Source organism: Brevibacterium sp., from assembly GCF_052105255.1.
Lineage (GTDB): Bacteria > Actinomycetota > Actinomycetes > Actinomycetales > Brevibacteriaceae > Brevibacterium > Brevibacterium linens_B.
Window position 1 is genome coordinate 1 of the sequence record NZ_JBQDYQ010000045.1, and the last position, 26831, is coordinate 26831.

Sequence of the window (26831 nt, forward strand, 5' to 3'; positions counted from 1 at the left end):
AGAGATAGACACGCTAGCAGCGTGAGTGACTCCAAACAGCTTGACAGGGCGCGGCGTATGAACTTTCGACCCGTGGAAGCCGGATGCCCCCGTGCCGCAGACGACTCCGACTCCTGAATGCGAAAACGGCCCCCGGATCGAAATCCGGAGGCCGTCTCCTCGTTGTGCGCGAAGGGGGACTTGAACCCCCACGCCCGATAAGTTGGGCACTAGCACCTCAAGCTAGCGCGTCTACCAATTCCGCCACTCGCGCTGGCAACAGAGATAACTCTACATGCGCGAAACGGTGTCGCAAAATCGAAATCGGCTTTTGTGACGCACTGCACTTATCACGCCATCAGTCGAGGTGTGCCACCTGCGACAGGACGTGCGGTTTGCCGTTCTTCAGGTCGAAGACGGCCGACTGCGCAGCCTCGTGACGACGCCCTTCGGTCAGCGCATAGCCGACCGTGCCGGGCAGCAGGATCGGCTTCGCGAAGGACACATCCCAGCGGTAGGACTCGAGCCGCGGATCCATCGCCGAGAACGCCCGGGAGGCGCTGTACATCCCATGGGCGATCTGCCGCGGAAATCCGAATCCCTTCGCGGCCAGACCGTTGAGGTGGATCGGGTTGTAGTCACCGGAGACCTTCGCATAGCGCTGACCGATGATCGGATCCAGACGCCACAGGGCACTGGGCTGCGGCGCCGTGAACTCGAGGTGCGGAACCTGCGCCTTCGGCTTGGCTCCGGAGAGCTTGCGCCCCTTGGCCAGGTACGTGGACACCTCGTCCATCACGGGACGACCGTCGACCTTCGCCTCGAGCCGAACCTCGATCGTCGTGCCCTTCGTGTGCTCGAAGGGACCGGCCAGCTCGAGGTGGAAATCCACGACCTCGCCGAGGCGGGCCTGCGAATGCATGTCGACGCGGTTGTGGATGTGGACCATCCCCATCATCGGCAGCGGCACTTCGGGGTCGGCCAGCAGCTGCATGCTCAGCGGGAAGCCGAGGATGTGCAGATAGCCGGGGTGGACGATATCGCTCAAGCCGTAACCGACGACATGGGCGAAGCCCGCATAGGCGACCGATTCGAGCGGAATGCTGCGATCGATCGCATGGTCCGGCAGCTCCGGACCGGTGCGCGGTCCCACCGGCAGCGTCTTGAGCAGGGCACGGGCGTAGACGGGAAGCATCGAATCCGCCATCATGCACCCACCATGTTCTGACCGCAGACGCGCAGGGTCTGCCCGTTGATGCCGCGGGCACCGCTGGAGGCGAGGAAGCCGATGGCTTCGGCGACGTCGACCGGCTGACCGCCCTGCTGCAGGCTGGAGAGCCGGCGCGCGACCTGGCGTGTGAGGGTGGGCATCTTCGCGGTCATATCCGTTTCGATGAACCCGGGCGCCACCGCATTGATCGCTCCCCCGCGGGCGCCGAAGTCCTCCGCCGAGGCGGCCGTGAGTCCGATGACTCCGGCCTTCGAAGTCGCGTAGTTCGTCTGGCCGCGGTTGCCCGCGATTCCCGAGGTCGAGGCCAGGGAGACGATCTGGGCGCCGTCGGCGAAGAGTCCCTTCTCCGAGAGGCGCGCATTGATCATCGTCTGCGCGGCGATGTTGACGGCGATGACCGAATCCCATTTGGCCGCGTCCATGTTCGCCAGCATCTTGTCGCGGGTGATGCCGGCGTTGTGGACGAGGATGTCCACGGGTGCCCCGAGCGCCTCGGTGATCTTGTCCGGGGCATCGGCTGCGGTGATGTCGAGCTGCAGCGACTTGCCGCCGATCCGGTTCATCACCTGCGCCAGCGCCTGCCCGGCCTGCGGCATGTCCACGCCGATGACGTAGGCGCCGTCGCGGGCGAGGTTCTCGGCGATCGCGGCTCCGATTCCGCGTGCGGCACCGGTGACCACGGCGGTGCGTCCGGCCAGCGGGCCGGCGTCACCGGTGGACATGAATTCGTCTAGGCTCAGCCGCTGCCCGGCATCCGAAGACACCGTGAGGAACTGACCGGAGACATAGGCGGATTTGCCGGAGAGCAGGAACCACAGCGCCGCTGTCACCGAGGGCGCGGTGAGGTCGACGCCGTCGAGGAGGATTCCGTTGGCTGTGGCGCCGGCGCGCATTTCGTGGGCGACCGACCGGGTGAAGCCGGTGATGCCCTGGGCGGTGGCGGCCTGCTCCGGTGTCTGGCTCTGCGCATCCGGTGCCGTCGAGATGGTGATCACTCGGCCACAGGCGGCCAGTGAACGCAGGGCGGCGCCGATCTCGAGGACGACCGGTGACAGGTCGGCTGGGGACTGCGCGTCGTCGAGGACGGCGATGACGGCCCGCAGCTTCTCCCCGGTCTGGGCGTTGCGGCGGACCTCGAGTCCGTTCTCCAGCAGCTGATCGGCCAGCCCCTGGGCTCCCGCACCGGTGCCGAGGACGAGGACCGGCTTGTTCTCATAGGACGCCGGGGTGGAGCCGAAGCGGTTGAGTTCCACCGGCTGCGGCAGGCCGAGGGTTTTGGCCACCTGCTTCAGCGGTCCGTTGACGAGGGAGAGATAGGTGTCTTTCATGCTGCCTCCACAATCGCAGTGAGTCCCTGTCCGCCTGCGGCGCAGATCGAGACCAGGGAGCGCTTCTTGCCGGTGGTCTTCAGGTGCTTGGCGGTGCTGGCGATGATCCGCCCGCCGGTGGCGGCGAAGGGGTGACCCGCGGCCAGGCTCGAGCCCAGCGGGTTGAGCTTGTCGCGGTCGATGGTGCCCAGTGCCGCATCGAGTCCGGCCTTGTCCTTGCAGAACTCTTCGGATTCCCAGGCGGCCAGGTGCGAGAGCACAGTGGAGGCGAATGCTTCGTGGATCTCGAAGACATCGAAGTCGTCGAAGGTCAGCCCGTTGCGGGCCAGCAGCCGCGGAACTGCGTAGGCGGGGGCCATGAGCAGACCTTCGTCGCCGTCGACGAAATCGACGGCGGCTGCTTCGGCATCGACAAGGCGCGCCAACGGGGTGAATCCGTGTTCGGCGGCCCAGTCCTCACTGCCCAGCAGCACCGAGGAGGCGCCGTCGGTCAGCGGAGTCGAGTTGCCGGCGGTCATGGTCGCCTCGGCGGCGAGCTTCCTGCCGAAGACGGGGTTGAGCTTCGCCAGGGATTCCACGGTCGAGTCGGCACGCATGTTCGTATCGCGGCTGACCCCGAGGTACGGGGTGGTGAGGTCATCGAAGAAACCGGATTCCCATGCCGCGGCGAGGTTTTTGTGGGAGGCCACGGCGAGTTCGTCCTGAGCCTGCCGGCTGATGCCCCAGGCGGCGGTGGTGATCGCCTGGTGCTCGCCCATGCTCAAGCCCGTGCGCGGTTCGCCCGTGCTCGGAGCCTGCGGTGCAAGGTAGGCGGGGCGGATCTGGGAGGCGATCTTCGCCTTCTGCACCATCGTCTTCGCACGGGTGAGCTCGAGGAGGATCTCGCGCATCGAATCGTTGATGACGATCGGAGCGTCGGACGTCGAATCCACGCCCGAGGCGATTCCGGATTCGATCTGCCCGGCGTTGATCTTGTTGTTGAGGCTGACCACGGCTTCGAGGCCGGTGGCGCAGGCCTGACCAAGATCGAAGGCGGGCGTCGTCGGTGCCAGGGCGGAGCCGAGCACGGCTTCCCGGGTGAGGTTGAAGTCCTTCGAATGCTTGAGGACTGCACCTCCGGCGACCTCGCCGATGTTCTCTCCGGCCAGTCCGAAGCGGGCAACGAGCCCGTCGATGGTCGAGGTGAGCATATCGAGGTTCGTGGCCTTCGCGTACTGCTTGTTCGAGCGGGCGAAGGGAATTCGATTGCCGCCGAGGATGACGGCGCGGTTGTTGGGAGCGGACATGTGCACCTCCGAGTGGTTGATTTAGCCGATACCGACAGTACCTGATACTGTCGGTTACATGAAATCGATCACAGACGGTCGCTCGACGAGATGGCAGAAGCATCGCAATGAGCGTCGTCGCGAACTTCTGCGTTCCGTGCGGCTCGTCGTCGAGGAGTACGGCGACGACATGTCGATGGACCAGATCTCGGACGCGACCGGGACGTCGAAGTCGGTGCTCTACCGATACTTCACCGACCGGGCAGGTCTGCAGGCGGCCATGGGCGAATGGGCGATGGGCGTCATCGTCCGGTCTCTCGATGAGGCCGCGGCCGCCTCGGCGAAGGGCGAGGGCTCAGCCGCGGCGCAGGAGTCCCTGGCCGCGATGATCCGCGCATTCGTCACGCTCGCCGCGAATTCTCCGAACGTGTATCGCTTCTGCGACACCGCGGTCAACCGGTTCGCGCCCGAGGAGACCGGCGGTTTCTTCAATTCCGTTGCCGGGCAGCTGGCCGAACGCCTCGGCCTGAGCGGGGAGCAGGCTCGGCTGTGGTCGGCCGGAGCGATCGGTTTCGTGCGCGCCGCCACTGAGACGTGGCTGTCCCGACCGGACCGGCCCGAGGAATTCGCCACCACCATCACCCATTGGCTCTGGGCAACCCTGCCCGAACAACGAGGAGTAGAATAATGAAGCTGTCTCTTGACCCGAAAGCCATCAACGACGTCCTCGACGGACAGTGGGCAGAAGCTCGCCGACTCGGGCGGACCCTGGCCGAAGCGTCGTCGACCCATGACGATCCGGCCGATGATCTCGACACCGCACGGGCGAAGACCCTCGACGGGGTCATGATGATGGCCGAGACCGGACTGCCGATGACAGGGCTGTCACCGGAGATGGGCGGAAAGAACGAACACGCCACGAACGTCGCCGGGTTCGAAGAGACCGTGACCGCAAACCCCAGCCTCCAGATCAAGGCCGGCGTCCAGTTCGGACTCTTCGGCGGCGCGATCCTCCACCTCGGGAATAAGGAGCAGCATCAGAAATGGCTGCTCGACGCTCAGTCCGGCCGGCTGCTGGGTTCGTTCGCGATGACGGAGATCGGGCACGGCTCCGATGTGGCGAACGTGGCGACCACCGCCACCTACGATGAGGCAACCGAAGAGTTCGTCATCGAGACCCCCTTCCGGGCCGCAACGAAGGAGTACATCGGCAACGCCGCCCGCGATGCCCGGGCCGCCGTCGTCTTCGCTCAGCTCATCACCAAGGGTGTCAAGCACGGGGTGCATGCCTTCTTCGTGCCCGTCCGCGACGAGGCCGGTGAGCCGATGCCGGGAGTCTCGATCGAAGACGACGGCTACAAGGGCGGACTCAAGGGAGTCGACAATGGTCGCCTCGCCTTCGACTCCGTGCGGATCCCACGCACCAACCTGCTCAATCGCTATGGAGACGTCACCGCCGACGGCGCGTACTCCTCCCCCATCGAATCGCCGGGACGCCGCTTCTTCACGATGCTCGGCACCCTGGTCCAGGGCCGGGTCTCACTCGACGGCGCCTCCGTGGTCGCATCGAAGATCGCCCTCGACATCGCCGTGCGCTACGGACTCGAGCGCAAGCAGTTCACGGCCGGCGATGAATACGCCGAGACGACTCTGCTCGACTACGGCCAGCATCAGCGTCGCCTCATGCCGGCCCTCGCCGCCGTCTATGCCTCGGCGTTCGCGCACGAGAAGCTGCTGACCTCCTTCGAAGAGGTCTTCGCCGGAGCCGATGACTCCGACGAGAACCGGGCTCTGCTCGAGACCCGGGCGGCTGCGTTCAAGGCCGACTCGACCTGGATGGCGCTCGACGTCATCCAGGAATGCCGTGAGGCCTGCGGCGGTGCCGGATTCATGGCGGAGAACCGCCTCGTGGGGCTGCGCGCCGACCTCGACGTCTACGTCACCTTCGAAGGCGACAATACGGTGCTGCTGCAGCTCGTGGCCAAGCGCCTCCTCGGCGACTATGCCAAGGACTTCGCGAACCTCGACGTCGGCGGAGCCGCCCGCTTCATCGGCACCCAGGCCGCCGAACATACGCTCTACCGCACCGGTCTGGCCAATGCCGGACGGGCGATCTCGGATGCGCTGACCCCGAACCTCGGCGACAAGCGGATCAGGTCGGGACGCCTGCAGCGGACCCTGCTCGAAACGCGTCTGGAGGTCATGGTCGCCGGAGTCGCTCAGGCGCTGCGGCCTGCGACGAAGATGCCGGCCGCGCAGGCGGCCGATCTGTTCAACGTCCACCAGCATGAGCTCATCGAGATGGCACGCGCCTATGTCGAGCTCGAGAAGTGGAAGGCACTCGACGAGAAGATGAAGGAGCAGACCGACGCCGATCAGGCCAAGGCCTTCCGTCGTCTGCGTGACACCTACGGTCTCGGACTGATCGAGAAGCATATGGCCTGGCACCTCATGTACGGTCGCCTGCCGATGTCGCGTGCACGCCAGATCAACGAGACGCTGAACCGTCTGTGCCAGAAGCTCGCGGCCAACGCCCTCGACCTCGTCTCGGCATTCGGCTACTCGGATGTCCACCGTCGGGCCACCATCGCCTCCGGTGTCGAAGCCGAGCGTCAGGCCGAGGCCGCCGACTACTACCGCCGGGCGCGAGCTCGCCAGGACTTCCCAATCGACGAGAAGCAGCTGCGCAAGGCCGCGAAGAAGAAAGCGAAGGCCGCCGCACGGTGACCGCAGGCCCGTGATCCGGGCCCACCAGAAGACCCCCGCAGCGAACGGTCTGCGGGGGTCTTCTGGTGCTTGGGGAGAACGGTGTCTGCGGCCGCCGGTGGACCTGTCAGACGCCTGTGATCGTCTGAGAACCCCCTCGGTCTCAGTCGGTGAGGAAGTCGGCGAGCACCGCGGAGATCTTCTCTGTCTCGGTGAGGAACCCGTCGTGGCCGACCGGGGAGTCGATGATGTGGTGTCGCACTCTCCCCGGCAGCGCCTCGGCGAGGATGCCCACCTGTTCCGGCGGGAACAGCCGATCCGAGGACACGGAGACCACGAGGTTGTCGGTGCAGGCGTCGGCCAGTGCGACCGTGAGGTCGGAGGAGCGACCTCGGCGCACATCATGGTCGCGCAGGGCACGTGTGAGCACGATATAGCTGTGCGGATCGAACCGGGCGGTGAGCTTCTTGGCCTGATGATCCAGGTACGAGGTCACCTCGTAGTAGTCCTCCGAACGCAGCCGACGGGAGAAGCGTTCATTGAGGTCGGCATCGTTGCGATACGTCAGGTGCGCGATCTGCCGGGCCAGTCCGAGACCATGACCAGGGAAGCTGCCGACGGCCGAATAGTCTCCGGAGTAGTAGTCGGCGTCAAGTTCGATCGCACGCTCCTGCATCATCGCCCAGGCGATCTGGTCGGCTTCGCAGAAGGCCGGTGCAGCGATGACCGCGCATTTGCGGACCTTCCTGGAATCCAACAGAGCGAACTCGAGCGCTCGCGCACCTCCCATGGATCCGCCGATGACGGCGACCCAGGAGTCAATGCCGAGGATCTGGGCGAGATTATGCTCCAGGCGTGCCATGTCGCGGATCGAGACCCGAGGGAATCGGGAGCCGTAGGCCAGGCCGTCATCATAGGACGACTGCGGCCCGGTCGTTCCCGAGCAGCCTCCGAGGGAGTTCGCACACACCACGAAGTACTTGTCGGTGTCGACGGCTTCCCCGGGGCCGACGACACCCGCCCACCATTCGGTGACGCGGGTGTCGCCGGTCAGAGCATGCTCGATGAGGATCGCATTGGACCGGTCGGCGTTGAGGGTGCCGAAGGCCTCATAGGCGATCTCGACCGTGCCGAAGGTGTGCCCCGAGTCCGTACCGAAGCCCAGGATCCGTTCGACGGAAGTGCTCTGGATGGTCATCTCAGGCCGCGGTCTGCGCCTTCGCCGCTGCTGCCGCGAAGCCCTTGTCGAGGTCGCCGATGATGTCGTCGACGCCTTCGATGCCCACGGACAGACGCACCAGGGCAGGGTTGACTCCGGCGGCCTTCTGAGCTTCCTCGTCGAGCTGAGCGTGCGTGGTCGAAGCCGGGTGGATGACGAGCGAACGAACGTCACCGATGTTCGCCACCAGCGAGTGCAGTTCGAGGGCGTCAACGAAGGCCACAGCCGCGTCGTATCCGCCGGCGATGTCGAAGGCGAGCACCGAACCCACACCGTTCGGCAGGTACTTCTTGGCTAGGCCGTTCCAGGGGCTCGACTCGAGTCCGGCGTAGGCGACACGGTCGACCTGCTCGTGGGCTTCGAGGTAGGAAGCGACCTTGTTCGCGTTCTCCACGTGGCGTTCGATGCGCAGGCTCAGGGTCTCGATGCCCTGGGCCAGCAGGAATGCGTTCGTCGGGCTGAGCGAGGGTCCGAGGTCGCGCAGGCCCTGCACGCGGGCCTTGAGTCCGAAGGACACGTTCACTCCGAAAGCTCCGTCGGCGCCGAGGTCGCGGGCGAAGACGAGTCCGTTGTAGGAAGCGTCGGGTTCGTTGAAGCCGGGGAACTTCTCCGGCTGTGCGCCGTAGTCGAAGTTGCCGCTGTCGACGAGGACTCCGGCAACGGAGTTGCCGTGGCCGCCGATGTACTTCGTGGCGGAGTGGAGGACGACGTCGGCGCCGAATTCGATCGGACGCACGAGGTAGGGGCTGGCCAGGGTGTTGTCGACGATGAGCGGCACACCGGCTTCATGGGCTATTCCGGCGATCGCTTCGATGTCGAGGATGTCTGAGCGCGGGTTCGACACGACCTCGCCGAAGAGGATCTTGGTGTTGTCCTGGATCGCGTTCTTCCATGCTTCGTGGTCGTCGACGTCGACGAAGGTGGTGTCGATGCCGAGCTTGCGCAGGGTGACGTCGAGGAGGTTGACGGTTCCGCCGTAGAGGCTGGAGCTCGCGACGATGTGGTCGCCGGCTCCGGCGACGTTCGTGATCGCGAGGAAGGCCGCGGACTGGCCCGAGGCGGTGAGGACGGCGTGGACGCCGCCTTCGAGATCGGCGATGCGGTTCTCGACGACTTCGTTTGTCGGGTTCGTCAGGCGGCTGTAGACGGGGCCGACGTCGGTCAGCGCAAAGCGCGCCGCGGCGTGGTCGACGTCGTTGAACACGAACGAGGTGGTCTGGTGGATGGGCAGGGCGCGCGAACCGGTGGTCGGATCGGGGACCTGTCCGGCATGGATCTGGCGGGTTTCGAATGCTTGGGTCATGGTGACTCTCCTGTGTGAGTGCGGTGGCGGTGTTGTCGGTCGAGGTCGATGTGATGTGTCTACTGTCATCGTTTTCGCCGGCTTGCACCCGCATGTGTGTCATGTTGGCGTCATCATGTGTCATGTTTCGTCACACCGTGTCGTGCCGCTGTCACGTGTGCGGCACCGACGATCAGCGGAAGTTCCGCGCCTTCGTCGGCAGCTGCACTTCGAGGGGAATGAGTTTGTGCGCGTAGAGGCTGACCACGTCTCCCCCACGCTGGATGAGCCCGGTGACGACGAGGGCGTTGCGGGAGGTCGCGACCGTACGGAAGCGTTTCATCAGCCCCGCCGTGGCCACCACATTGAGCATCCCGAATTCGTCTTCGAGGTTGATGAAGGTGATCCCCGAGGCGGTCGCCGGGCGCTGCCGGTGGGTGACGATCGCGGCCACCGTCATCCGGGTTCCGTCCGCCGCACGCGCCGCATCCGCGGTCGATGAGTATCCGCGGGCGCTCAGCGTCTCGCGCATCATCTGTGTGGGGTAGCCGTCGACGGTGATCCCGGTGGAGAAGAGTTCGGCCAGGGTCGTATCGAAGGCGTCCATGGCCGGCAGGCTCGGGGCCGAGTCCACGCTCGCCGTTCCCGGCAGCAGTCCCGGATGGGCACCGGCGACTCCCCCGGCCAGCCACAGCGCCTGCCGTCGGTCGAGGTCGAATCCGGACAGGGCTCCAGCCGTGGCGAGCGATTCCAGGGCCTGCTTTCCGATTCCGGTGCGTTCGGCCAGATCCGCCACCGAGGTGAACGGTGCGTTGTCACGTTCGGTCACGATCACCTCGGCGAAGGAGCCGACATGGGCGACCGTGTCCAGTCCCAAGCGGATCCCCAGCTCCCCCGCCGAGGCGGTGCCCCCGTCCCCGGCCCCCGCCTCGGCGATGGTGTGCCCCGGCCTTCCGGGGTCGACCCGTTCGAGATCCGTGGCCGCCTGCGACCATCGGATGTCGACGGGCAGGATCGGCACCCCGTGCCGGCGGGCGTCGGCGATGAGGGACTGCGGGGAGTAGAAGCCCATCGGCTGGCTGCGCAGCAGTCCGGCGGTGAAGGCCGCGTGGTGGTGGTATTTGAACCAAGCGGACTGATAGACGAGGTTCGCGAAGCTGATGGCATGCGATTCGGGGAACCCGTAGTTCGCGAAGGCCGCGATGGTGGAGAAGATCGCCTCGGCAGTGTCCTCGGCGACCCCGCGGGCCAGGGCACCTGTCCGGAACTTCTCCGCGAGTTCGGCCATCCGCTTCTCCGACCGACGTGAGCCCATGGCCTGCCGCAGCCGGTCGGCATCGGCCCCGGTGAACCCGCCGACGTCGATGGCCATCTGCATCAGCTGCTCCTGGAACAGCGGCACCCCACAGGTCTTGGCCAAGGACTTCTCGAGCAGCGGATGGAGGTATTCGACCTCGTCGAGGCCCTGCCTGCGACGGATGTAGGGATGGACGGAGCCGCCCTGGATGGGGCCGGGGCGGATGAGCGCGACCTGCACGGCCAGATCGTAGAACGTCTCCGGCCGCAGTCGGGGCAGAGTCGCCAGCTGGGCGCGGGATTCGACCTGGAAGACCCCGACGGCATCGGCACGGCAGAGCATCTCGTAGACGGCTGCGTCGTCGTCATCGATCTCCGCTCGGTCGATGAGGACCCCGGTGTGGCGGTGGACGAGGCCGACCATCTCATGCAAGGCGGTGAGCATGCCCAGACCGAGCAGATCGAACTTGACCAGGTCCATGGCCGCGCAGTCGTCCTTGTCCCATTGGACGACGGTGCGGTGGCCCATCGTCGCCTTCTCGATCGGCACGACTTCGCCGATGGCACGGTCGGCCAGGATCATCCCACCGGAGTGGATGCCCAGATGGCGCGGTGAGCCGAGCAGATCCTCGGCGACCTTGAGCACCGGGGCGGGCACCGGGGAGTCCTCGGCATCGGGCAGGCTCGACCACCGGTTGCTCGACTTCGAGAACGCATCCTGCTGGCCGGGGGCGTAGCCGAGGCTGAAAGCGGCGTCCCGGATGGCCGATTTCGCCCGGTAGGTGATGACATTGGCAACCTGGGCGGCGCGGTCGCGGCCGAAATGGTCGTAGACGTATTGGATGACCTCTTCGCGGCGGCCGGATTCGATGTCGATGTCGATGTCCGGGTACCCCTTCCGGTCCGGGGACAGGAACCGGTCGAAGAGCAGCCCGTGTTTGACGGCGTCGACGGCGGTGATGCCCAGGACGTAGCAGACCGCGGAGTTCGCCGCCGATCCCCGCCCTTGGCAGAAGATGCCCATATGGCGGCAGAATTCGGTGATGTCGAAGACGATGAGGAAGTATCCGCAGAACCCCAGCTGCGCGATCATGTCCATCTCCCGGTCCAGCTGCTCCCAGGCTCGGGGGTTCTCGGCTCTCGTTCCGTAGCGATGCCGTCCGCGTTCGGCGATGAGGCCGCGCAGATAGGTCTCCCCTTCGGTCTCATCGGGCATCGGCGCCTTCGGCAGGTCGGGCCGGGCCGAGGAGAGGACGAAGGAGCAGTCCCGCCCGATCCGCGCCGCATTGCCCAGAGCCTGCCGCGGGAAGCGTGCGAGCATCTCCTCGCCGGTGTGGATGCGTGCGCTCGCCGTCGCCGGCAGCCACCCGGCCAGTTCATCCAGCGAGAGCCGCGACCGCACCGAGGCCCTCACCTGCGCGGACTTCCATTGGGCGCGGGTGGCGAAGTGGACGGCGTTGCTGGCCACGATCGGCAGTCCCGTCCGCTGGGCCAGATCGCCGAGGTGGCGCAGCCTCTCGTCGTCATCCGGGGTTCCGTCCCGGCTGAGTTCGACGGCGACCCGGTCGGGTCCGAAGAGTGCGGTGAGTTCGCGCAGAGCGCTGAGCCCGCCGTCGTCGTCGCCCAACGCTCGTCGCAGCGGTCCTTTGCGGCAGCCGGTCAGTATCATCCAGTCTCCGTCCTCGGCCGCGAGTTCGGCGAGGTCGAAGAGCGGACGGTTCTTCTCACCGCGCAGGTTCGCCTCGGTGATGATCTGAGAGAGCTGGTGGTAACCCTCGACGCTGCGGGCGAGGACGAGCAGGTGGGTGGCATCGGGGTCGGTCTGGCCGGGGATCTTCTCGGTCAACCCCACGGACAGTTCGGAGCCGAACACGGTGTCCAGCCCCACCTCGGCGGCGGCATGGGCGAAGCGGACGGCACCGTAGAGCCCGTTGTGGTCGGTCAGCGCCAGGGAGCTCAGCCCGGCGGCGGCACCGGCGGCGACGAGCTCCTCGGGGTCGGAGGCTCCGTCGAGGAAGCTGAACTGGGAATGCACATGCAGCTCCGCCCAGTCCACGCTGCTCTGACGCAGCAGCGGTCCGAGGTTCGGTCTCTGAGCGCTGCCGGCGCCTGTCGGGCCCTGATAGCGGCCGCGGCCGTCCGAACCGCCGGGGCCGACCGAGACCTGGTAGCGGTCGGGACGGGAGAACGCCGGGGCATCGGAGCCGTCGGCGTGCTTGTCGACAGGCTGTTTTCCTGCCGGGTTCTCGCCAGCAGGCTGTTTGTCCGCCGGGGAGGACGGGGTGTCCTTGCCTTCGAGGCGGCGCGCCAGCTTCGACCACGGTGTGCGCGGGTTCGAGAATCCCATCGGGTCTCCTCCTCTCAGGTGGGGTCGTTGGTCAGCAGGTTGCCGGTCAGCGGTAACGGCCGGTGAGGTACCACTGACCGTGCTCTTTGCTCAGCAGGAAGGCACGGCCGGCATCGGTGACCACCTGCAGCCGGGTGCGGTAGACGGCTCGGTTCGGATCCCACCATCCGGATTCGATGGGCCAGGAACCGGAGTAGTCGGTGATGGCCTCGGTCTGCCCGGTGGGGAATCTGATCGTCGCCGGCACCGCCCCCAGCCCCGAGGGGCGAGCCTCCACCGGAGAGCCGTCCGCGGCGAGCACGTCGACGGCGGAGTGCTCGACGGTCGTCGGACGGGGTGCGTGCAGGGCCCCGGGCCAGGGTGCGGCAGGGCTGCGTTCGGGGACGGCCGCCTGCTGCCACGGGGTCCACAGGTTCGTCTCGGCGGGGTCCCACCCGCCCTGGAGGCCCGGAACCAGGACGGCATCGGGACCGAACAGCCCCTGCAGACGCTCGAGCGTATGGGTGATCTGCCCGGTGTTCTCGTCGAACAGACTGCGCGTGGCACCGATCGGGGTGGTCAGTTCGGCTGCGATGAGACGCAGCGCGATGATGCCGTCGTCGGAGAAGTCCTCGGCGTCGGGAGCCGGCTCGTCGACGATGTCGAGTGCCTGCGGGTCGGGCTGTGCCGTGCGGGGATCCTGTCCCGGACGAGAACCCCGGCCCACTCCTGCCAGCCAGCCTTCGGCCTGCCACCGCAGACGGTCGGCGATCGCGTTCTCCTGCATATCCTCGATCCGCCAGGTCCGGGACGAGGACTGGCCGGCTGCGGCATCGAGTTCGATCGTGATCTGGGTGCAGACCAGCCCCTGTCTGCGCACCTTGGCCAGCAGATCGGCACCGAGCTGGCGGGCGAGGAAGCCGAGGGTGTCGCTGCGGGTCGTCGGGGCATCGAGATCGAGTTCGACGTCGAGCTGTTCGCCGCGGACATGATCGGCGAGCGGGGCTCCTGCCCGCCCGGAGGCCAGCTCGTGCAGATGTCGACCGAAGGCACCGAAGCGTGCGTTCACGTCTGTGGTCTGCAGGCGAGCGAGGTCACCGAGGGTGCGCAGCCCCAGCTGCCAGAAGACCTCGATCAGCGCGGTCGCCTCGGCGCCGGCGTATTCCAGGGTGGTGATCGGCTGGGCGGAGAGGAAGTCCACGGTCTGCCCGGGTTCGACCCGGCGCGCCTGCCCGGCGGCGAGGACCGCGGCGAAGACGGTGCCGGCGATTCCGGGGAAGAACTCCCACCCTGTGTCATCGACGAGAGCCGAGACCAGTGTCTCGACGGCATCGGCTTCGTCGGTGTAGCCGTGCCTGAGCGAGTCAAGAGGAATCGCCAATGTTCCCGGGCTGAGCAGGGTGAACCGGGCGACGAGGTTGTCGAGGGCACCGACCCCGGCACTGAAATGTCGGTTGTCCGCCTCTTCGTCCCAGACCGCGACGCGGGCTTCCGGGCAGCGGTATCCCACGGCGCGTTTGTTGTTCCCGGCGGTGATGCCGGCGGAACGGGCCGGAGCATTGGCTGCGATGACCTTGCCGGCGTGGAGGACCGCGACAGGGCGGCCCGGTGCGATGTCGTGTTCGACCGCAGCGGCCACCGCCGGCCAGTCGGGCACGGTGAGCACGAGGGTGCGGCCGGACTCATCCGACATGGCTGATCACCTGCCGCAGCTGTGTGATCGTCGACCACCGAGGATCGTCGGCTGTATCCGTGCCCGGGTCTGTCCTCATGTCCGGATCCGTGTCCATGTCCGGATCTGTGTCCGGGCTTGTGGCCGGGGCAGTGCGTGCTTCGGCTGCAGCGTTCGCAGTCCCCGCGGGGACGCCGCCTGTCACGACTTCCAGCGTCCCTGCGGGGACGCTGGCGGGAGTTCCCGACGGTCCGGGCAGCAGGAACCGGTGGCTTCCCGTCTGCGACCGGGCACGCACGAGGCAGGACTGCAGGCGTCCGCGGCCGTGTTCGGCACCCGACCAGCGGGTGTCGGCGATCTCGATCTGCTCTGTGCTGCCGGACATGGGACGGAGGCTGATGAGGCTCATCCGCCGTTCGCGGATCTTCGCCAGGAGTCGGGCCCGTTCCGAAGCGCTCGGGGCGAAGCCGGGGTCGACGAGGACGATGTCGAAGGATTCGATGAGGATCGAAGCCACCCGCAGCCAGTCCTCGCCGGGGGTCGCGAGGTTGACGAAATGGTCGAGGTCGACGCCGAGGTCGGCGATCGAGGACACGGCCGGTTCGCCGAGCCCGATGCCGGCGCACCACTTCTGCTCCCGGGTCGCCGCAGCGATCGTCGCCAGACCGCAGCTCAGCGACAGCTCACCGGTGACGGTGACGAGTTCGCCGCGCGGCAGACCGCCGCGCCGGAACAGCGGAGAGAGCACAGGATCCACCGGATGGGGTGGGATCTTATCGAACAGCGCCGCAGCCGTGGAGATCCCCGTCTCCCGACTGAGCTGTTCGATGACCGGTGCTGCTGACATGACATCCATTATCGAACAGGTGTTCTAAATTGGCAAGATTCAGACAACAGCTCAGACAACAGCTCTGCCCTCCCGGGCGTGTCGCCATTCGGCTTCGAACATCCATGCGATACAGAGGCCGAGGTCAAAGCCGTAACCGCCGCCGACGGTGCCGGGATCGGCCGCTTCCGTGATCTTCTTGACCTGGGCGACGCGAACCGCTGTATTGAACATCATCCGCCCCCTCGCTCGACTCTCCAGAGGAAGCAGCTGGGAACCGTCGGGCAGGGAGAAGGCAAAGGCAGCGGGACCGCGCATCGCTCCGGCGAAGTCCGCTCCGGTGCGTTCGATGCGCAGCTGATATTTGTGCACCACGGTGTGATGTCGGCGACAGAGCAGGATGAGATTGTCCATATCGGTCCTCCCGCCCTGCGACCAGGGGCGGATATGGTGAGCCTCGCATCGCCTGCGGGCTCGGCAGCCGGGGAATTGGCAGCAGACATCACGCACACTCAGCGCCATTCGCTGTCGCCTGCTCACCAGACGCTTCGAGCGCCCGAGCATGAGGACGTCGCCTCCGGCGTCCTTGATCGCCCCGCTGATCAGCGCCTCACAGCTCAGGCGCTCCGCCGTCGCCGCAGTGATGCCGCCGAACCCTTCGATCCGACAGGTCGTATCCGCCCGGCAGGTCGCCTCCGCCCGTCCGCCCGACGTCCCCGCGGGGACGTTTCCCTCGGCTCCTGCCGGACGGTCCGACTCAATCCCCTCTTCCGCCGGACCGTCCGGTTCGCCTTTCGTCCCCGCGGGGACGCCGGTGTCGGCTGCTGGCCTTGCGGGGATACTGAGCAGAGGGGGCTTGAACGCGGACGCGGCTTCCACCGTGGCGCCGCTGCGAGTGATCACCTCGGCGGAGGCATGGACGAGCAGTCGGGCACGATCGGCGTCGATCGAACTCGCGGGTTCGGCACGGGGGAAGGCGTGGATGATCTCCATCAGGCACATGACCTGGGAGACCGGCTCATAAGGAGGCTCGTCCTCTTTACCACCTTCGCCCGCAGCCCCCTCCTCATCGGAACTGCCGTCATGGACGGGACGTTCGAGAACCTGGCGGGCGGCGTCGAGCATCGCGGCGACCTCTGCGGCATCGTCTTCCTCGAGTTCGATCGTGATCCGGGTCCGACCGGGTGCCACCTGACGCATGCTCACACTGTCCTCAGCCAGGTACAGCGGGAACGGGCCGTTGTCGATCTTGTCGGCCAGCTGCTGGTAGTTCTGCGAGATCCGGCTGATCTGGCTGCCGGTGGCAAGGGTGGCCAGACGCAGCGCCTCATCGTCGCCGATCCGCTCCCCCAGTCGGGTCACTTCCCTCACCCTTGAGAAGCTGACATCACCGCCCGCCAGACTCTTCTTCACCTTCGGCATCTCCCGCAGCGCCCTCATCACGCGCACATACTCGCGAGCCGTGTGCATGCTCACCGACGCCACATGCATCACCCACTCGGTCAGGGTCTTCACACCGACCCACTCCGCCCACAGTCCCCGCCTCTCGACCTCGTCGATGAGGGTGATCACGCGAGCGTGGCAGAAGGAGATGCATGAGATGTTGCGCCGGATATCCGTCACGATCTGCTCACAGGTGAGGGTGCTGGGGTCCACGTCGGCGTCAGCCCCTCCATAGTCCTTCGGATCGACACTCAGCCCTGCGAGGTCGGCCGCCTCCGCTGCAATCGGCTCATCGTCTCTCATGGTGCTCCCCTCCCGCGGCCCGTCGGCCCTCCGGTCCGGCGATCCCCATGACCACCAACCGTGCCTCCACTCTAGGATTCGGCACTGACACGAGAATTCGAGCGAAGGCAATCGTCAGAAATGAATCACCGCTGAGGTTCGATTGATTTTCGTTTCTGCGGTGACCGAGCCTGATCACGTGTGTCCCGAAGATTGCCGAACTGGCTCTTGCCTGCCATGTCAGTGCCGACGGGTAGGGTGACGTCATGACTGACGAACCCCGCACCCGCGAGGCGGCCACGCGTGATTCCTATGATGCGATCGCCCGGACCTACACGAACTGGGTCGCCGATGAGCTCACTGCGAAACCTCATGACCGAGCCGTGCTCGGGGCGTACTCCGAGCTCGTCCTCGGCACCGGCTCGGCGGAGGTCCTCGATATCGGCTGCGGGCCCGGTCGCATCACCACGTTCCTCGGCGCCCTCGGGCTGGAACCGCGCGGACTCGACCTCTCCCCTGCCATGATCGAACTCGCGAAGGGCCTCTATCCGACGCATCAGTTCGATGTCGGGTCGATGACCGCTCTGCCCTATGCCGATGAGTCCTTCTCCGGTCTCGTCGCCTGGTACTCGATCATCCACGTCCCCGGGGACGCGCTTGCCCTCGCCTTCGCCGAGGCGGCCCGTGTCCTCCGTCCGGGCGGCTGGTTCCAGCTGGCGTTTCAGCTCGGCGACCGGGTCGATCACTTCTCCGATCTCGCCGGCTTCGACGTCGACCTCGACTTCCACCGCCGTTCGATCGATGACGTTCTCACCGCCCTCGAACCGCATGGTTTCACCCCTGCCGCCCGTCTCGAACGAGAACCCGACCGGGCCGGCCGCTTCCCGGAGGCGACCAGGCAGGGCTACGTCCTCGTCCGCCGGGACGGCCGATGAGGTCCTTCCCTGGAAGGAGGTGAGAAGATGAGAGGGATATGAATATCGACATCGTCTTCCACACTCCCGAGATCCCCGGCAACACCGGAAACGCCATCCGGCTCGCCGCGGTCACCGGAGCCCATCTCCATCTCGTCGAGCCCCTCGGCTTCGACCTCTCCGACGCGAAGCTGCGCCGAGCCGGTCTCGACTACCACGACCTCGCTCATGTCACCGTCCATCCATCGATCGATGAGTTGTGGAGCCGCCTCGGTGAGCGTCGGGTGATCGCGTTCAGCACGCATACGGACAATTCCTTCGCCGAGGTGGAGTACCAAGACGGAGACGTCCTCCTCTTCGGACGCGAGTCGACGGGACTGCCCGATGAGGTCGTCACCGACGACCATGTGGATATGACGGTGCGGATCCCGATGCTGCCGGCACGCCGTTCGCTCAACCTGGCGAATTCGGCATCCATCGCCATCTACGAAGCCTGGCGCCAACACGGCTACACGGGCGCCTGAACCCGCGTAGAATTCTTCGCGAACGCTTTACCTGAAAGGACCACTATGACCGCAAAGGTGCTCACCGTCGCCGGATCCGATGTCTCCGGAGGAGCCGGACTCGAAGCCGATCTGAAGATGTTCGACGAATACGGTGCCTTCGGCACTGCCGTCGTCACCTGCATCGTCACTTTCGATCCCAATGACGGATTCGCCCACGTCCTCGAATTCATCGAACCCGAGGTCGTCAACCGCCAGCTCGAGTCGACGTTGGCCGTGCACGAATTCACCGCCATCAAGTCCGGAATGCTCGGCTCCGTCGACTCGGCACTGGTCCTCGCCGAAGAGCTGAAGACCAATGATCTGCCGTACGTCTTCGATCCTGTGCTCGTGTGCAAGGGCGCAGGCACCATGGTCGATCTCAAGGATCTCTTCGTCGAGAACCTCGTGCCCCTGGCCACCGTCGTCACCCCGAATCTCGAAGAGGCCGCCACTCTGGCCGGGGTCGACCCCATCGACTCCGTCGAGGGCATGATCGAGGCCGCGAAGATCATCCATGGGCAGGGCGCGAAGAACGTCGTCGTCAAGGGCGGGGCGCGCCTCGCCGGGGACGATGCCATCGACATCCTCTTCGACGGTGAGACCGTGACGACTCTGCGCTCGCGCAAGGTCAATGACAAGCTCGTCAACGGGGCAGGCTGCTCGTTCGCCTCCTCGATCGCGGCGGGCATCGCCACCGGTCTGGACATCAAGGACGCCGTCGTCTCCGCCAAGGAGAAGGTCGCACACGGAATCGCGAACTGCCTCGACAATGCCACCGGAGTCGCCTCGCTCTACCACCCGGCGGCACGGGTGAGCCCCTCCTCCGAGGTCTCAGTCACCGTCGACTGATCATGGCCGTGCTGTGACTGGTTGCGTCCCCGCGGGGACGCAACCGGTCACAGTCGGGACGTCGCATCAGAGCCAGTCGACCTGCAGACAGCAGATTGCCCCGCACACCGATTCGGTGTGCGGGGCAATCTGTATGAAGCTGTTGGGAGAACGCCCGAGATCAGCGCTTGCCGAAGCCCTTGTAGCGGTCCTTGAACTTCTCCACGCGGCCGGCGGAGTCGAGGATGCGCTGCTTGCCCGTGTAGAACGGGTGTGAAGCGGACGAGATCTCGACGTCGATCACGGGGTAGGTGTTGCCGTCTTCCCACTCGATGGTCTTGTCGCTCTTAGCGGTGGAGCGGGTGAGGAACTTGGTGCCGGAAGCCAGATCGTTGAACACGATCGGGGCGTATTCCGGGTGGATGTCCTTCTTCATTTTCTTACCTCTGCTGAATTCTTTCAGGCGCCTGATATGAGTTGAACTCATCTGCCAGTGCCCGAATTCGTCTGCTGGACACGCTCCGAACCGTAGGAACCGGACACGGAGCGACATTCGATTCTAACTGATGAGCCCGGACAAAGCGATTCGACACGGATCTCCTAAACTGTGGCCATGACCACGAAGCAACGACTCTCCGCTCAGTTCACTCTCCAGCCCGCCGCCACCGCTCCGGAGCTCATGGCCGAATCGACGGCCGCCGCCCTGTCGACGGTCTCCGGCGAGGTCGACGTCTTCGCCATCGATCCCCAGATCGCGGACACTGCGGCTCTCCTCGATGCCACGGATCTGCCCCCGGCCACCTCGGCGAACTGCGTCCTCGTTGCCGGTTCCCGCGGCGGTGAGGAGCGCATCGCCGCATGCATGGTGCTGGCGAACACCCGCGCCGACGTCAGCAAACGGGTCAAGAAACTCCTCGATGTCCGCAAGGCCTCGTTCCTGCCGCTCGAGCGGGCCGTAGACGAATCCGGGATGGAGTACGGCGGCATCGGGCCGATCGGCTTGCCGGAGAACTACCGGGTGCTCATCGATTCCCGCGTCGCCGCGGCCGAGGAGCTCATCATCGGTTCCGGTATCCGCGGTTCCAAGCTGATTCTCTCCGGTTCCGCACTCGCGTCCCTGCCCGGCGCCGAGGTGATCGAGGACCTGGCCACCGAGATCGGCTGACCGAGTCGCTCGGTCCGGCATCGACAGTCGGTCCAGCACCGCCTGTCGGTCCGATGCTCCCCGTCTGCCGAGCGCCGTCGGTCAGTTCAGTCCCGCACGCTCGATGACGTAGTCGATGAGTGGGGCGTAGAGGTTCGGGACGACGTCATCGTCGAGCGGGATGGTCGCTTCGATCTGACCCTGCGCCTCTGCGACGAAGAGCGCCGGATCGTTGCAGTCGGCGTAGCCGATGGACCGCAATCCCCTGCTCGACGCGGCTCCGGCCCACCCGTGGTCGGCAACGACGAGGTCTGGGGCGTTGCCGCCGCGGGCTGCGAAATCGTCGAGCAGCGCATGCATCGGTTCGGCCAGGTGCGTGTGCGGACTTCCGCCGTGCAGGTGCCAGGTCCACACGTTGTTGATCTGTCGGACGTCCCCGCCGATCTCCGGGACCGGGATGAAGTGATCACGGGTGTCGATGACGGCGCCGGCGTCCTTTGCTGCGGCGGCAATTGCCATATGCACGGGCAGAAGCCCTGCGGGGTGGCCGGTGGCGAAGAGGATCCGGCCTCGGGCGTGCGCGACCTCGCCGACCGCCTCGGCGAGCTTCTCGAGCGCGTCGATGCAGGCATCGGTGGAGATCGTGTCCACGCCCTCGACGAACTCGGGATCGGGCCGCAGGCCGCAGCGCTCAACCATGAGCGCGAACACCGAGTCATAGTCCCAGTCATGGGTGAGTTCGACACCGAAGTCGAACTGCCGCTCCTGGTCGAGGAACCGGTGGATGTGAGAGAGGTTGTTCTCCCTGGGGGTGCCAACCTCTCCGGTGATCCGTCCGGCTTCAAGAGCATGGGCTAGGGTGCTGCGGTCCACTGGGGTCCTCTCCGTCATGACTGCGGGAATGATCACTGTCTTTCCGAGACGATCATACGGATGATGAGCGCGATCATCAGTTCCGTCTCGGAAGGTTCACTCATCGCGACCAGCAGCGTCATCGCTGCCAGCGCATTGTTGTCGACTCGCCCGTTGCCATCGGGGTCGATCAGCGCGCCGTTGCGGTCAAGGAAGGTGACGAACAGCGCCGCGGCGCTGCGCTTTTGTTGCCGTCGGAGAGGGGGTGGTCTTTGACGACGAAGTAGAGCAAGTGGGCCGCCTTCTCTTCGACGGTCGGATAGAGTTCGTGGTCTCCGAACCCCTGATAGATCGCCCCGATGACCGCCCCTAGCGCATCGCCTCGTTCCCTCCCCAGCAATTTATCGTCGGGAAATGCCAATGACAGTCCGCCGATGATTCTGCGTGCTTCTTCCAGGGTCAATTCCCATCCAGGCACGGAGCTCGATTTCGACGACAAGTTTCCTTCGTCATAATCTCTGAGCATGGTGAGACTTGGCAGGTACGTTGACAGTACGTCGGCAACCCCCGCAACCAATTCGTCCTGCGACCTCGTCAGCACGCTGACAATCTTTCCCAATTCTGACAACCGCCGTTGGTTGACGGCGGCTCCTTCGATCGCATAGCGACGAAGGACATCGTTTGCCCAACGGCGAAATCGCACTCCTTCCGACGACTTCACTCGAAATCCCACCGACAGGACCATGTCGAGGCTGTAGTGCTCAACCATACGTGTGACGGTTCGGGCGCCTTCTTTTTGAACTGTCGCAAATTTTGCGACAGTTGGCTCACCGTCGAGTTCCTCCCGCAGAGCGTTGTTGATATGTTTGCCGATCGTCTTCACATCACGTCCGAACAGATGCGAAAGCTGATGCCGTGTCAGCCAAACGGTATCGGAATCAGTGCGCACCTCGAGCGCGGTGTCACCGTCAGCGGTCGTATACAGCTCAATCGAATTGCTCGTAAGGACACGTTAGAGTGCGCTGATGACACGACTCACTCGTCCTGCAGGGCGAAGCAGGTGACCGCCGAGGCGGCCGCAACGTTGAGGGAGTCGACTCCCCCGCTCATGGGGATCATCACGGTCGAGTCGCAGGCGGCGATCGTCGATCTCTTCAGTCCGTCGCCTTCGGTGCCGAAGACGACAGCGGTGCGCTCGGGTGCGGTGGCGGCGAACTCGCGCAGGCTCACCGAATCATCATCGAGCGCCAGAGCCGCCACATGGAATCCGGCGTCCTGGAGCTCAGCGATCCCGGCGGGCCAGGACTCGACGCGGGTCCATGGGACTTGGAAGACCGTGCCCATCGACACGCGGATCGACCGGCGGTAGAGCGGATCGGCACAGCGCGGGGTCACGAGCACGGCATCGGCGCCGAATGCTGCCGCAGAGCGGAAGATGGCACCGACGTTCGTGTGGTGTCCATTGACGCTCCGCATGCCGAAAACACCCTCTGATCTGGTCTTATATATAAGACTCTATCATTAGGTGGAGCCAAAAGGATTGGCAATGACATCCATCACATAACCCATAAAGACCATCGACATTCAGCGATTCACGTGTGTTCATGACAACGGCCTTCGCCTATTGATTTTAGCAGATGGCGTAGGCTCGTCTGTCGGCAGGCGCGCAGTGAGGTTCTAGACGCTTGCGCTTGCCTGTACCGGAAATGTTCGTGTCGACTTCGCCGATTGCCGTCCGTTCCGACCGTCAGTGGCAATTCACTCCGCGTGCGACTCAATCAACCTCGAAGCCGAGTGCAATTGAACTTCGGGCTCGATGGGCTTGATGATGGAACCAGTGACTTTTCTCGCTCACTCATCGGCGACCAACAGAGAGAAGGTAACACCGATGATCGGCAGCATGTTCAACATGAGTGCGGCCAACTTCGGCAATGCTGCGATGCGGGCCGCCCGCATCTCGTGGGACTCCCCGGTCGAATTGCAGCTTGGAGCCTGCGGACCGAACGAGAAAGACGCGTACATTGAAGTCAGTTCCCCGTCCGGGCATCACGAACAGATCCCAATAGACGCTGGTCGTCTGGCCGAGTGCCGTCAGGAGAACGACGGCCCGATCGCAATGGCGAAATGTCAGCAATTCGTTGACGACCTGGCAACGCAGATCAGAAGAGTTGTAGATGACGCTCTGGCCAGCGAGACGGAAATACCAGGGTCCTCTCATGCTTCGAAATGACCGTGACGAACTTGCTGCCGTTAATATTCGCAACTCGACTCTCACCGACAGTTGATGACGGAGTGTTCTCGCTTAGTGCCTGAGCCCTGCACCCGTATGTTTACACCGTGATCGCATTAACCCAGAGTGCCGTCATGCTAAACGCCCATGCTGCGCCCTTGCGATAAGTTGCATCGAGCACAGCCTCGGCCAATGGCATGCCCCCTTTATTTGTTTTTATCGGAGAAGTCCAAGATTGCTGAATACGGACTCTGGCGCACTTCGCGTCGCACTTAGTCCAAGTCGAGTCGAACGATGTACCACTAGATTGGGATCGAGCTTTGGGTGCGCTGACGAGACCGCCCGACTTTCGACCTGGCCTACGTCGGCAGCAGATGCCTTGAGCTTTACGGTTACAGTTGGTGCGTACTGCCTGAGAGGGTTCAACATCTTGCATACAGCCGATCGGCAATCAGCTCGCACAGAGATGCGTTGGCGAATCGTGCAGGCACTCTTCCGAGCAGGCAAACACACGACATCCACCACCTGGTTGGTCGAACAAGCTGAATTCGTGAACCCGAATAGATCCGACCGCGAAACGCTGAACAGCGCACCGGAGACCTCGGTCTACACACGTCAACTGGAACTGAGCACTCGTACTACACTGAGCTTCAATCACCACATCCGGCATCTGCCGCACAAAGAAGTCGATTGGAACGGAGCCCGACGAACTCAACGGAGGACGTACCAGCGAATCGGTGGAACAGACCAAAGGCGGTAGGTATGCGTATCAAATCAGTCGGAATTGAGAACTTTCGATGCTTGAACAAGATTGAGGTCGACTTCAGCCAGATTACGACCTTCATCGGACCGAATGGTGCTGGAAAAAGCTCGGTGCTTCGTGCGTTGGACTGGTTCTTCAATGGTGGAGTCATCGACGAGAAGGATGTCTGGTCGGGAAGCAGCGAATCGCGCGTTCGAGTACGAGTCACCTTTGATGCTTTGACCAGCGCAGACCGCCTGGCGCTGGGCGTCAAGTATGCTCCGCCGGGCGCTAGTACTTTCACTGCTTGGCGCACGTGGTCCAACGGTCAAGACAAGATGACCGGAAACGCCTTGGCTTTTCCACCATTCGAGGTCGTACGAAGTGCGGTCGGCGCTGGCCCCAAGAAGTTGGCCTGGCTACAACTTCTCGAAGATCACCCCGATCTAGATCTCCCCAAGTGGTCGTCTGCCGCCAAGATTGAGTCAATAATGGATGACTGGGAACGTGATCATCCTGAGCAACTGGAGGAGTCCGAATCAGGTGGTAATTACCTATTTGGATTCAATGGGCAAAATGTTCTGTCGGGAATTTTCGATTTCGTCTTAGTAACCGCAGATCTTCGCGCTAATGAGGAAAGTCAAGATTCCAGAGGCACGATTATCAGTCGCATTCTTGAAAAGACGGTTGATCGAGCGGCTGCCGACGAGGCGTACTCTCAACTCGCCACCGAGGTGGCTACTCGTCGTGAAGCAATCTCCAGAAAGCATCTCAGTTCGCAGCTTGAGACACTCGGCGCTGACCTAAGCAGTGAAATCGAGGCGTTTACCACTGGTCGCAAAATTCAATTGTCGGCCGAGGAACCTGAACTGAAACCTCAAATGTCAAGAATCCGAGTGACAGTCAGGGATCAGCTGACTCAGACTGATGTTGACCGACAGGGTCATGGATTCCAACGAGCCTTATTGATCTCCAGCTTGAAGTTGCTGGCAAGTAAGGCCGCCAGTGAGGATTCCGAGAGCGTCATTTGCCTAGCTATTGAAGAGCCGGAGCTCTTCCAACACCCCACTCAGGCTCGCGCGTTCTCAAGCGTTCTTCGAGCGCTAGCGAGTGATCTTTCCAATGGCTTGCAGATTACCTATGCGACGCATTCGCCGTATTTCGTAAACGCGCGATATTTCGATGAGATTCGGCGAGTTCGACGAAGTGTCGCTGCCCCGGATCAACATGCGGAGGTTACGATCTCACACGCCAAGCTCGATGCAGTCGCATCCAAATTGACGGGTTACGTCGATTCAAAAGTCGTGACGGCTCGGTGGGAGATGGTTTGCAATCAGCATCTTTCTGAAGCGCTCTTCGCCGATGCCGTGATGCTGGTCGAAGGCGATGACGATAAGGCCGTGTTCGAAGGAATTGCAGCGCGTTCCAAACACCTTTCAGCAGACGGTATTGCTGTCGCTGCAGCACAAGGCAAAGGACACCTGTACATTCCTCACGCAATTCTAAGTGAACTAAACATTCCGACCATGATTGTTTTTGACAATGATTCTGGCTGCGAAGCTCGTATGGTCGAGAAGAAAAAGCATGAGACGAATCCCGATAAGATTAAAGAGAACAACAGGGCTATCAAGCAGGCCGTGCGCAATCATGTCAAGGACAACCGTGCCCTGCAACGCTACTTCAACTTAGACGAGCGGGATTATCCAATCGGAGCGCTATCGCCTGAACTTCATGCTGTCGACGACACGCTTGAGACTAGCATCAACAATGACTGGCCAAGCTGGAATGATGCGCTTGCTGCCCTAGTTAAGACCGGTCAGGGCGTAGGCAATAAGAATGCCGCAACATACGCCCTTGCTTCAACAAGTTGCAATGAAGAACCTGGTCGCCAGATATCCCTGCCGATCGAAAACATGAGGAGCTTAGTTCGCATCGCAAACGGACGTTAGTCGGACTTACCAGGAAAAGTGACCAAATGCCGTTCGGGGCCTATGCGTAGGAATGGCGGCATCCCATCGAGGTGACTTCCGACGAAAGAATCAATCGAACAGCCGTCCTTCGGTCATTTTCTGCAAGCACGCGGTTGTGCACCACTTCATCAACTGACTTCAACCGACAGTCGGCAACCGCGTACTTCTTCACCGCTGCCAGACTCGCATCAGTCAATCGGAGTGTCGGGCCGCCAGCCAATTTCACTGCGCAAAGCCTCCCCGATAGTCTGAGACACGGAAGTAGATCCATTCCCAAACTCCTGCCATTAGGCAACCATATGGTTCTCTAGCGTGTGGCCCGTGAGGCCCCGCAAATCGGTGGACAACACTGACAAGCGAGTCGAAATCTCGCTGAATTCTTTGACCGCAGCCCGTACTTGAGGGTCCAGCACCCTAGCCGCCAGTTGGGAAACCTCAATTTCGGCTACATGCATCGCCTCACTCAGATCTTCGGGGAGTTGGGTGTACTTGCCAGAACGCGCCTGCATGTGATCGAAGTGCATCGTCTTACCAGTTAGACGCGCCACCTCCTGTAGGGCGTCTTGCAGTGCCAAGAGAGTCTCGCGCTGGAGTGCGTGTGTCGCCGTCTCCAATTGCGCAACGCGGTCACTCCACCGCAATGCGAGCTCACGTCGGTGAGTTCTCTCGTCGCGCCGCCGATCGTTAGCGCCTGCTTGAATATCCGTCTTGTTGGGGGCCGTCAATCGTGAGCTCGGGGGCCAGTTGCTTG

Annotated in this window: 21 protein-coding genes, 1 tRNA gene and 1 pseudogene; 8 read left to right on the forward strand and 15 right to left on the reverse strand. The window is 63.9% G+C overall.

What is annotated here, in order from left to right; translation table 11 throughout:
* Window positions 1-165: 165 nt before the first annotated feature.
* The 4 genes from ACTIIH_RS11980 to ACTIIH_RS11995 form a co-directional block, all read right to left on the reverse strand.
* A tRNA-Leu gene (locus ACTIIH_RS11980) sits at window positions 166-253 on the reverse strand.
* Window positions 254-337: 84 nt separating this feature from the next.
* Window positions 338-1189, reverse strand: coding sequence for a MaoC family dehydratase (locus tag ACTIIH_RS11985; RefSeq protein ID WP_441451988.1), 852 nt, complete (start codon window positions 1187-1189; stop codon window positions 338-340).
* Complete coding sequence (locus tag ACTIIH_RS11990; RefSeq protein ID WP_441451989.1) at window positions 1186-2538, reverse strand: 3-oxoacyl-ACP reductase; 1353 nt, start codon at window positions 2536-2538, stop codon at window positions 1186-1188. The genes ACTIIH_RS11985 and ACTIIH_RS11990 overlap by 4 nt, the downstream gene beginning before the upstream one ends.
* The gene (locus tag ACTIIH_RS11995; RefSeq protein WP_101555998.1) at window positions 2535-3824 is read right to left on the reverse strand and encodes an acetyl-CoA C-acetyltransferase; all 1290 of its coding nucleotides are present in this window, start codon (window positions 3822-3824) and stop codon (window positions 2535-2537) included. Before ACTIIH_RS11995 ends, ACTIIH_RS11990 begins: the two co-directional genes overlap by 4 nt.
* A 58-nt stretch (window positions 3825-3882) precedes the next feature.
* Between ACTIIH_RS11995 and ACTIIH_RS12000 the strand changes: the two genes are divergently transcribed.
* Together ACTIIH_RS12000 and ACTIIH_RS12005 are read left to right on the forward strand one after the other, a co-directional pair.
* Window positions 3883-4491: a TetR/AcrR family transcriptional regulator gene (locus ACTIIH_RS12000; protein WP_101555997.1), complete on the forward strand. Its 609-nt coding sequence runs from the start codon at window positions 3883-3885 to the stop codon at window positions 4489-4491.
* On the forward strand, window positions 4491-6530 hold the full coding sequence (locus tag ACTIIH_RS12005) for an acyl-CoA dehydrogenase family protein (protein WP_101593478.1): 2040 nt from the start codon (window positions 4491-4493) through the stop codon (window positions 6528-6530). The genes ACTIIH_RS12000 and ACTIIH_RS12005 overlap by 1 nt, the downstream gene beginning before the upstream one ends.
* A gap of 142 nt (window positions 6531-6672) precedes the next feature.
* Here the strand turns inward: ACTIIH_RS12005 and metX are convergent, their stop codons facing one another.
* The 6 genes from metX to ACTIIH_RS12035 form a co-directional block, all read right to left on the reverse strand.
* Window positions 6673-7707, reverse strand: a complete 1035-nt coding sequence (gene metX, locus ACTIIH_RS12010) for a homoserine O-acetyltransferase MetX (protein ID WP_101593476.1) — start codon at window positions 7705-7707, stop codon at window positions 6673-6675.
* Between the two features lies 1 nt (window position 7708).
* Window positions 7709-9031, reverse strand: a complete 1323-nt coding sequence (locus ACTIIH_RS12015; RefSeq protein ID WP_441451992.1) for an O-acetylhomoserine aminocarboxypropyltransferase/cysteine synthase family protein — start codon at window positions 9029-9031, stop codon at window positions 7709-7711.
* Between the two features lie 172 nt (window positions 9032-9203).
* The gene (locus tag ACTIIH_RS12020; RefSeq protein WP_441451994.1) at window positions 9204-12653 is read right to left on the reverse strand and encodes an error-prone DNA polymerase; all 3450 of its coding nucleotides are present in this window, start codon (window positions 12651-12653) and stop codon (window positions 9204-9206) included.
* A gap of 46 nt (window positions 12654-12699) precedes the next feature.
* The gene (locus ACTIIH_RS12025; RefSeq protein WP_101555992.1) at window positions 12700-14325 is read right to left on the reverse strand and encodes a DNA polymerase Y family protein; all 1626 of its coding nucleotides are present in this window, start codon (window positions 14323-14325) and stop codon (window positions 12700-12702) included.
* Complete coding sequence (locus tag ACTIIH_RS12030) at window positions 14315-15151, reverse strand: porin (protein ID WP_441451996.1); 837 nt, start codon at window positions 15149-15151, stop codon at window positions 14315-14317. Before ACTIIH_RS12030 ends, ACTIIH_RS12025 begins: the two co-directional genes overlap by 11 nt.
* A 51-nt stretch (window positions 15152-15202) precedes the next feature.
* Complete coding sequence (locus ACTIIH_RS12035) at window positions 15203-16876, reverse strand: HNH endonuclease (protein ID WP_441451998.1); 1674 nt, start codon at window positions 16874-16876, stop codon at window positions 15203-15205.
* A gap of 245 nt (window positions 16877-17121) precedes the next feature.
* Here ACTIIH_RS12035 and ACTIIH_RS12040 point away from each other — a divergent pair, with 245 nt between their 5' ends.
* Genes ACTIIH_RS12040 through ACTIIH_RS12050 form a run of 3 tightly spaced genes read left to right on the forward strand, consistent with a single transcriptional unit; the run spans window position 17122 to window position 19163 of the window.
* Window positions 17122-17790 carry a class I SAM-dependent DNA methyltransferase gene (locus ACTIIH_RS12040; protein WP_441451999.1) on the forward strand — a complete coding sequence of 223 codons (669 nt, stop codon included), beginning with the start codon at window positions 17122-17124 and terminating at the stop codon, window positions 17788-17790.
* Window positions 17791-17828: 38 nt separating this feature from the next.
* Complete coding sequence (locus ACTIIH_RS12045) at window positions 17829-18293, forward strand: tRNA (cytidine(34)-2'-O)-methyltransferase (protein WP_025778403.1); 465 nt, start codon at window positions 17829-17831, stop codon at window positions 18291-18293.
* Window positions 18294-18338: 45 nt separating this feature from the next.
* The gene (locus ACTIIH_RS12050) at window positions 18339-19163 is read left to right on the forward strand and encodes a PfkB family carbohydrate kinase (RefSeq protein WP_101555989.1); all 825 of its coding nucleotides are present in this window, start codon (window positions 18339-18341) and stop codon (window positions 19161-19163) included.
* 160 nt (window positions 19164-19323) lie between these two features.
* Here ACTIIH_RS12050 and ACTIIH_RS12055 read toward each other — a convergent pair whose 3' ends face one another.
* The gene (locus ACTIIH_RS12055) at window positions 19324-19578 is read right to left on the reverse strand and encodes a type B 50S ribosomal protein L31 (protein ID WP_009375892.1); all 255 of its coding nucleotides are present in this window, start codon (window positions 19576-19578) and stop codon (window positions 19324-19326) included.
* A gap of 177 nt (window positions 19579-19755) precedes the next feature.
* Between ACTIIH_RS12055 and ACTIIH_RS12060 the strand changes: the two genes are divergently transcribed.
* Complete coding sequence (locus ACTIIH_RS12060) at window positions 19756-20307, forward strand: YbaK/EbsC family protein (protein WP_441452001.1); 552 nt, start codon at window positions 19756-19758, stop codon at window positions 20305-20307.
* A gap of 81 nt (window positions 20308-20388) precedes the next feature.
* Here the strand turns inward: ACTIIH_RS12060 and ACTIIH_RS12065 are convergent, their stop codons facing one another.
* From ACTIIH_RS12065 to ACTIIH_RS12075, 3 genes and pseudogenes are all read right to left on the reverse strand, one after another.
* A complete protein-coding gene (locus ACTIIH_RS12065; protein ID WP_241241393.1) occupies window positions 20389-21159 on the reverse strand; it encodes a phosphatase in 771 nt (256 codons plus the stop codon).
* 169 nt (window positions 21160-21328) lie between these two features.
* Window positions 21329-22087, reverse strand: coding sequence for a RhuM family protein (gene rhuM, locus ACTIIH_RS12070; RefSeq protein ID WP_441452004.1), 759 nt, complete (start codon window positions 22085-22087; stop codon window positions 21329-21331).
* An 86-nt stretch (window positions 22088-22173) separates the two neighbouring features.
* Window positions 22174-22593, reverse strand: a pseudogene (locus ACTIIH_RS12075) (TrmH family RNA methyltransferase); the annotation flags it as partial.
* Window positions 22594-22975: 382 nt separating this feature from the next.
* On the opposite strand from ACTIIH_RS12075, the gene ACTIIH_RS12080 reads away from it, so the two are divergent.
* Both ACTIIH_RS12080 and ACTIIH_RS12085 read left to right on the forward strand, forming a co-directional pair.
* The gene (locus tag ACTIIH_RS12080; RefSeq protein WP_441452006.1) at window positions 22976-23368 is read left to right on the forward strand and encodes a hypothetical protein; all 393 of its coding nucleotides are present in this window, start codon (window positions 22976-22978) and stop codon (window positions 23366-23368) included.
* A gap of 762 nt (window positions 23369-24130) precedes the next feature.
* A complete protein-coding gene (locus ACTIIH_RS12085) occupies window positions 24131-26059 on the forward strand; it encodes an AAA family ATPase (RefSeq protein ID WP_441452008.1) in 1929 nt (642 codons plus the stop codon).
* Between the two features lie 308 nt (window positions 26060-26367).
* On the opposite strand, the gene ACTIIH_RS12090 is transcribed toward ACTIIH_RS12085, so the two are convergent.
* Window positions 26368-26831: hypothetical protein (locus ACTIIH_RS12090; RefSeq protein ID WP_441452010.1), on the reverse strand; the 464-nt coding region annotated here is incomplete at its 5' end.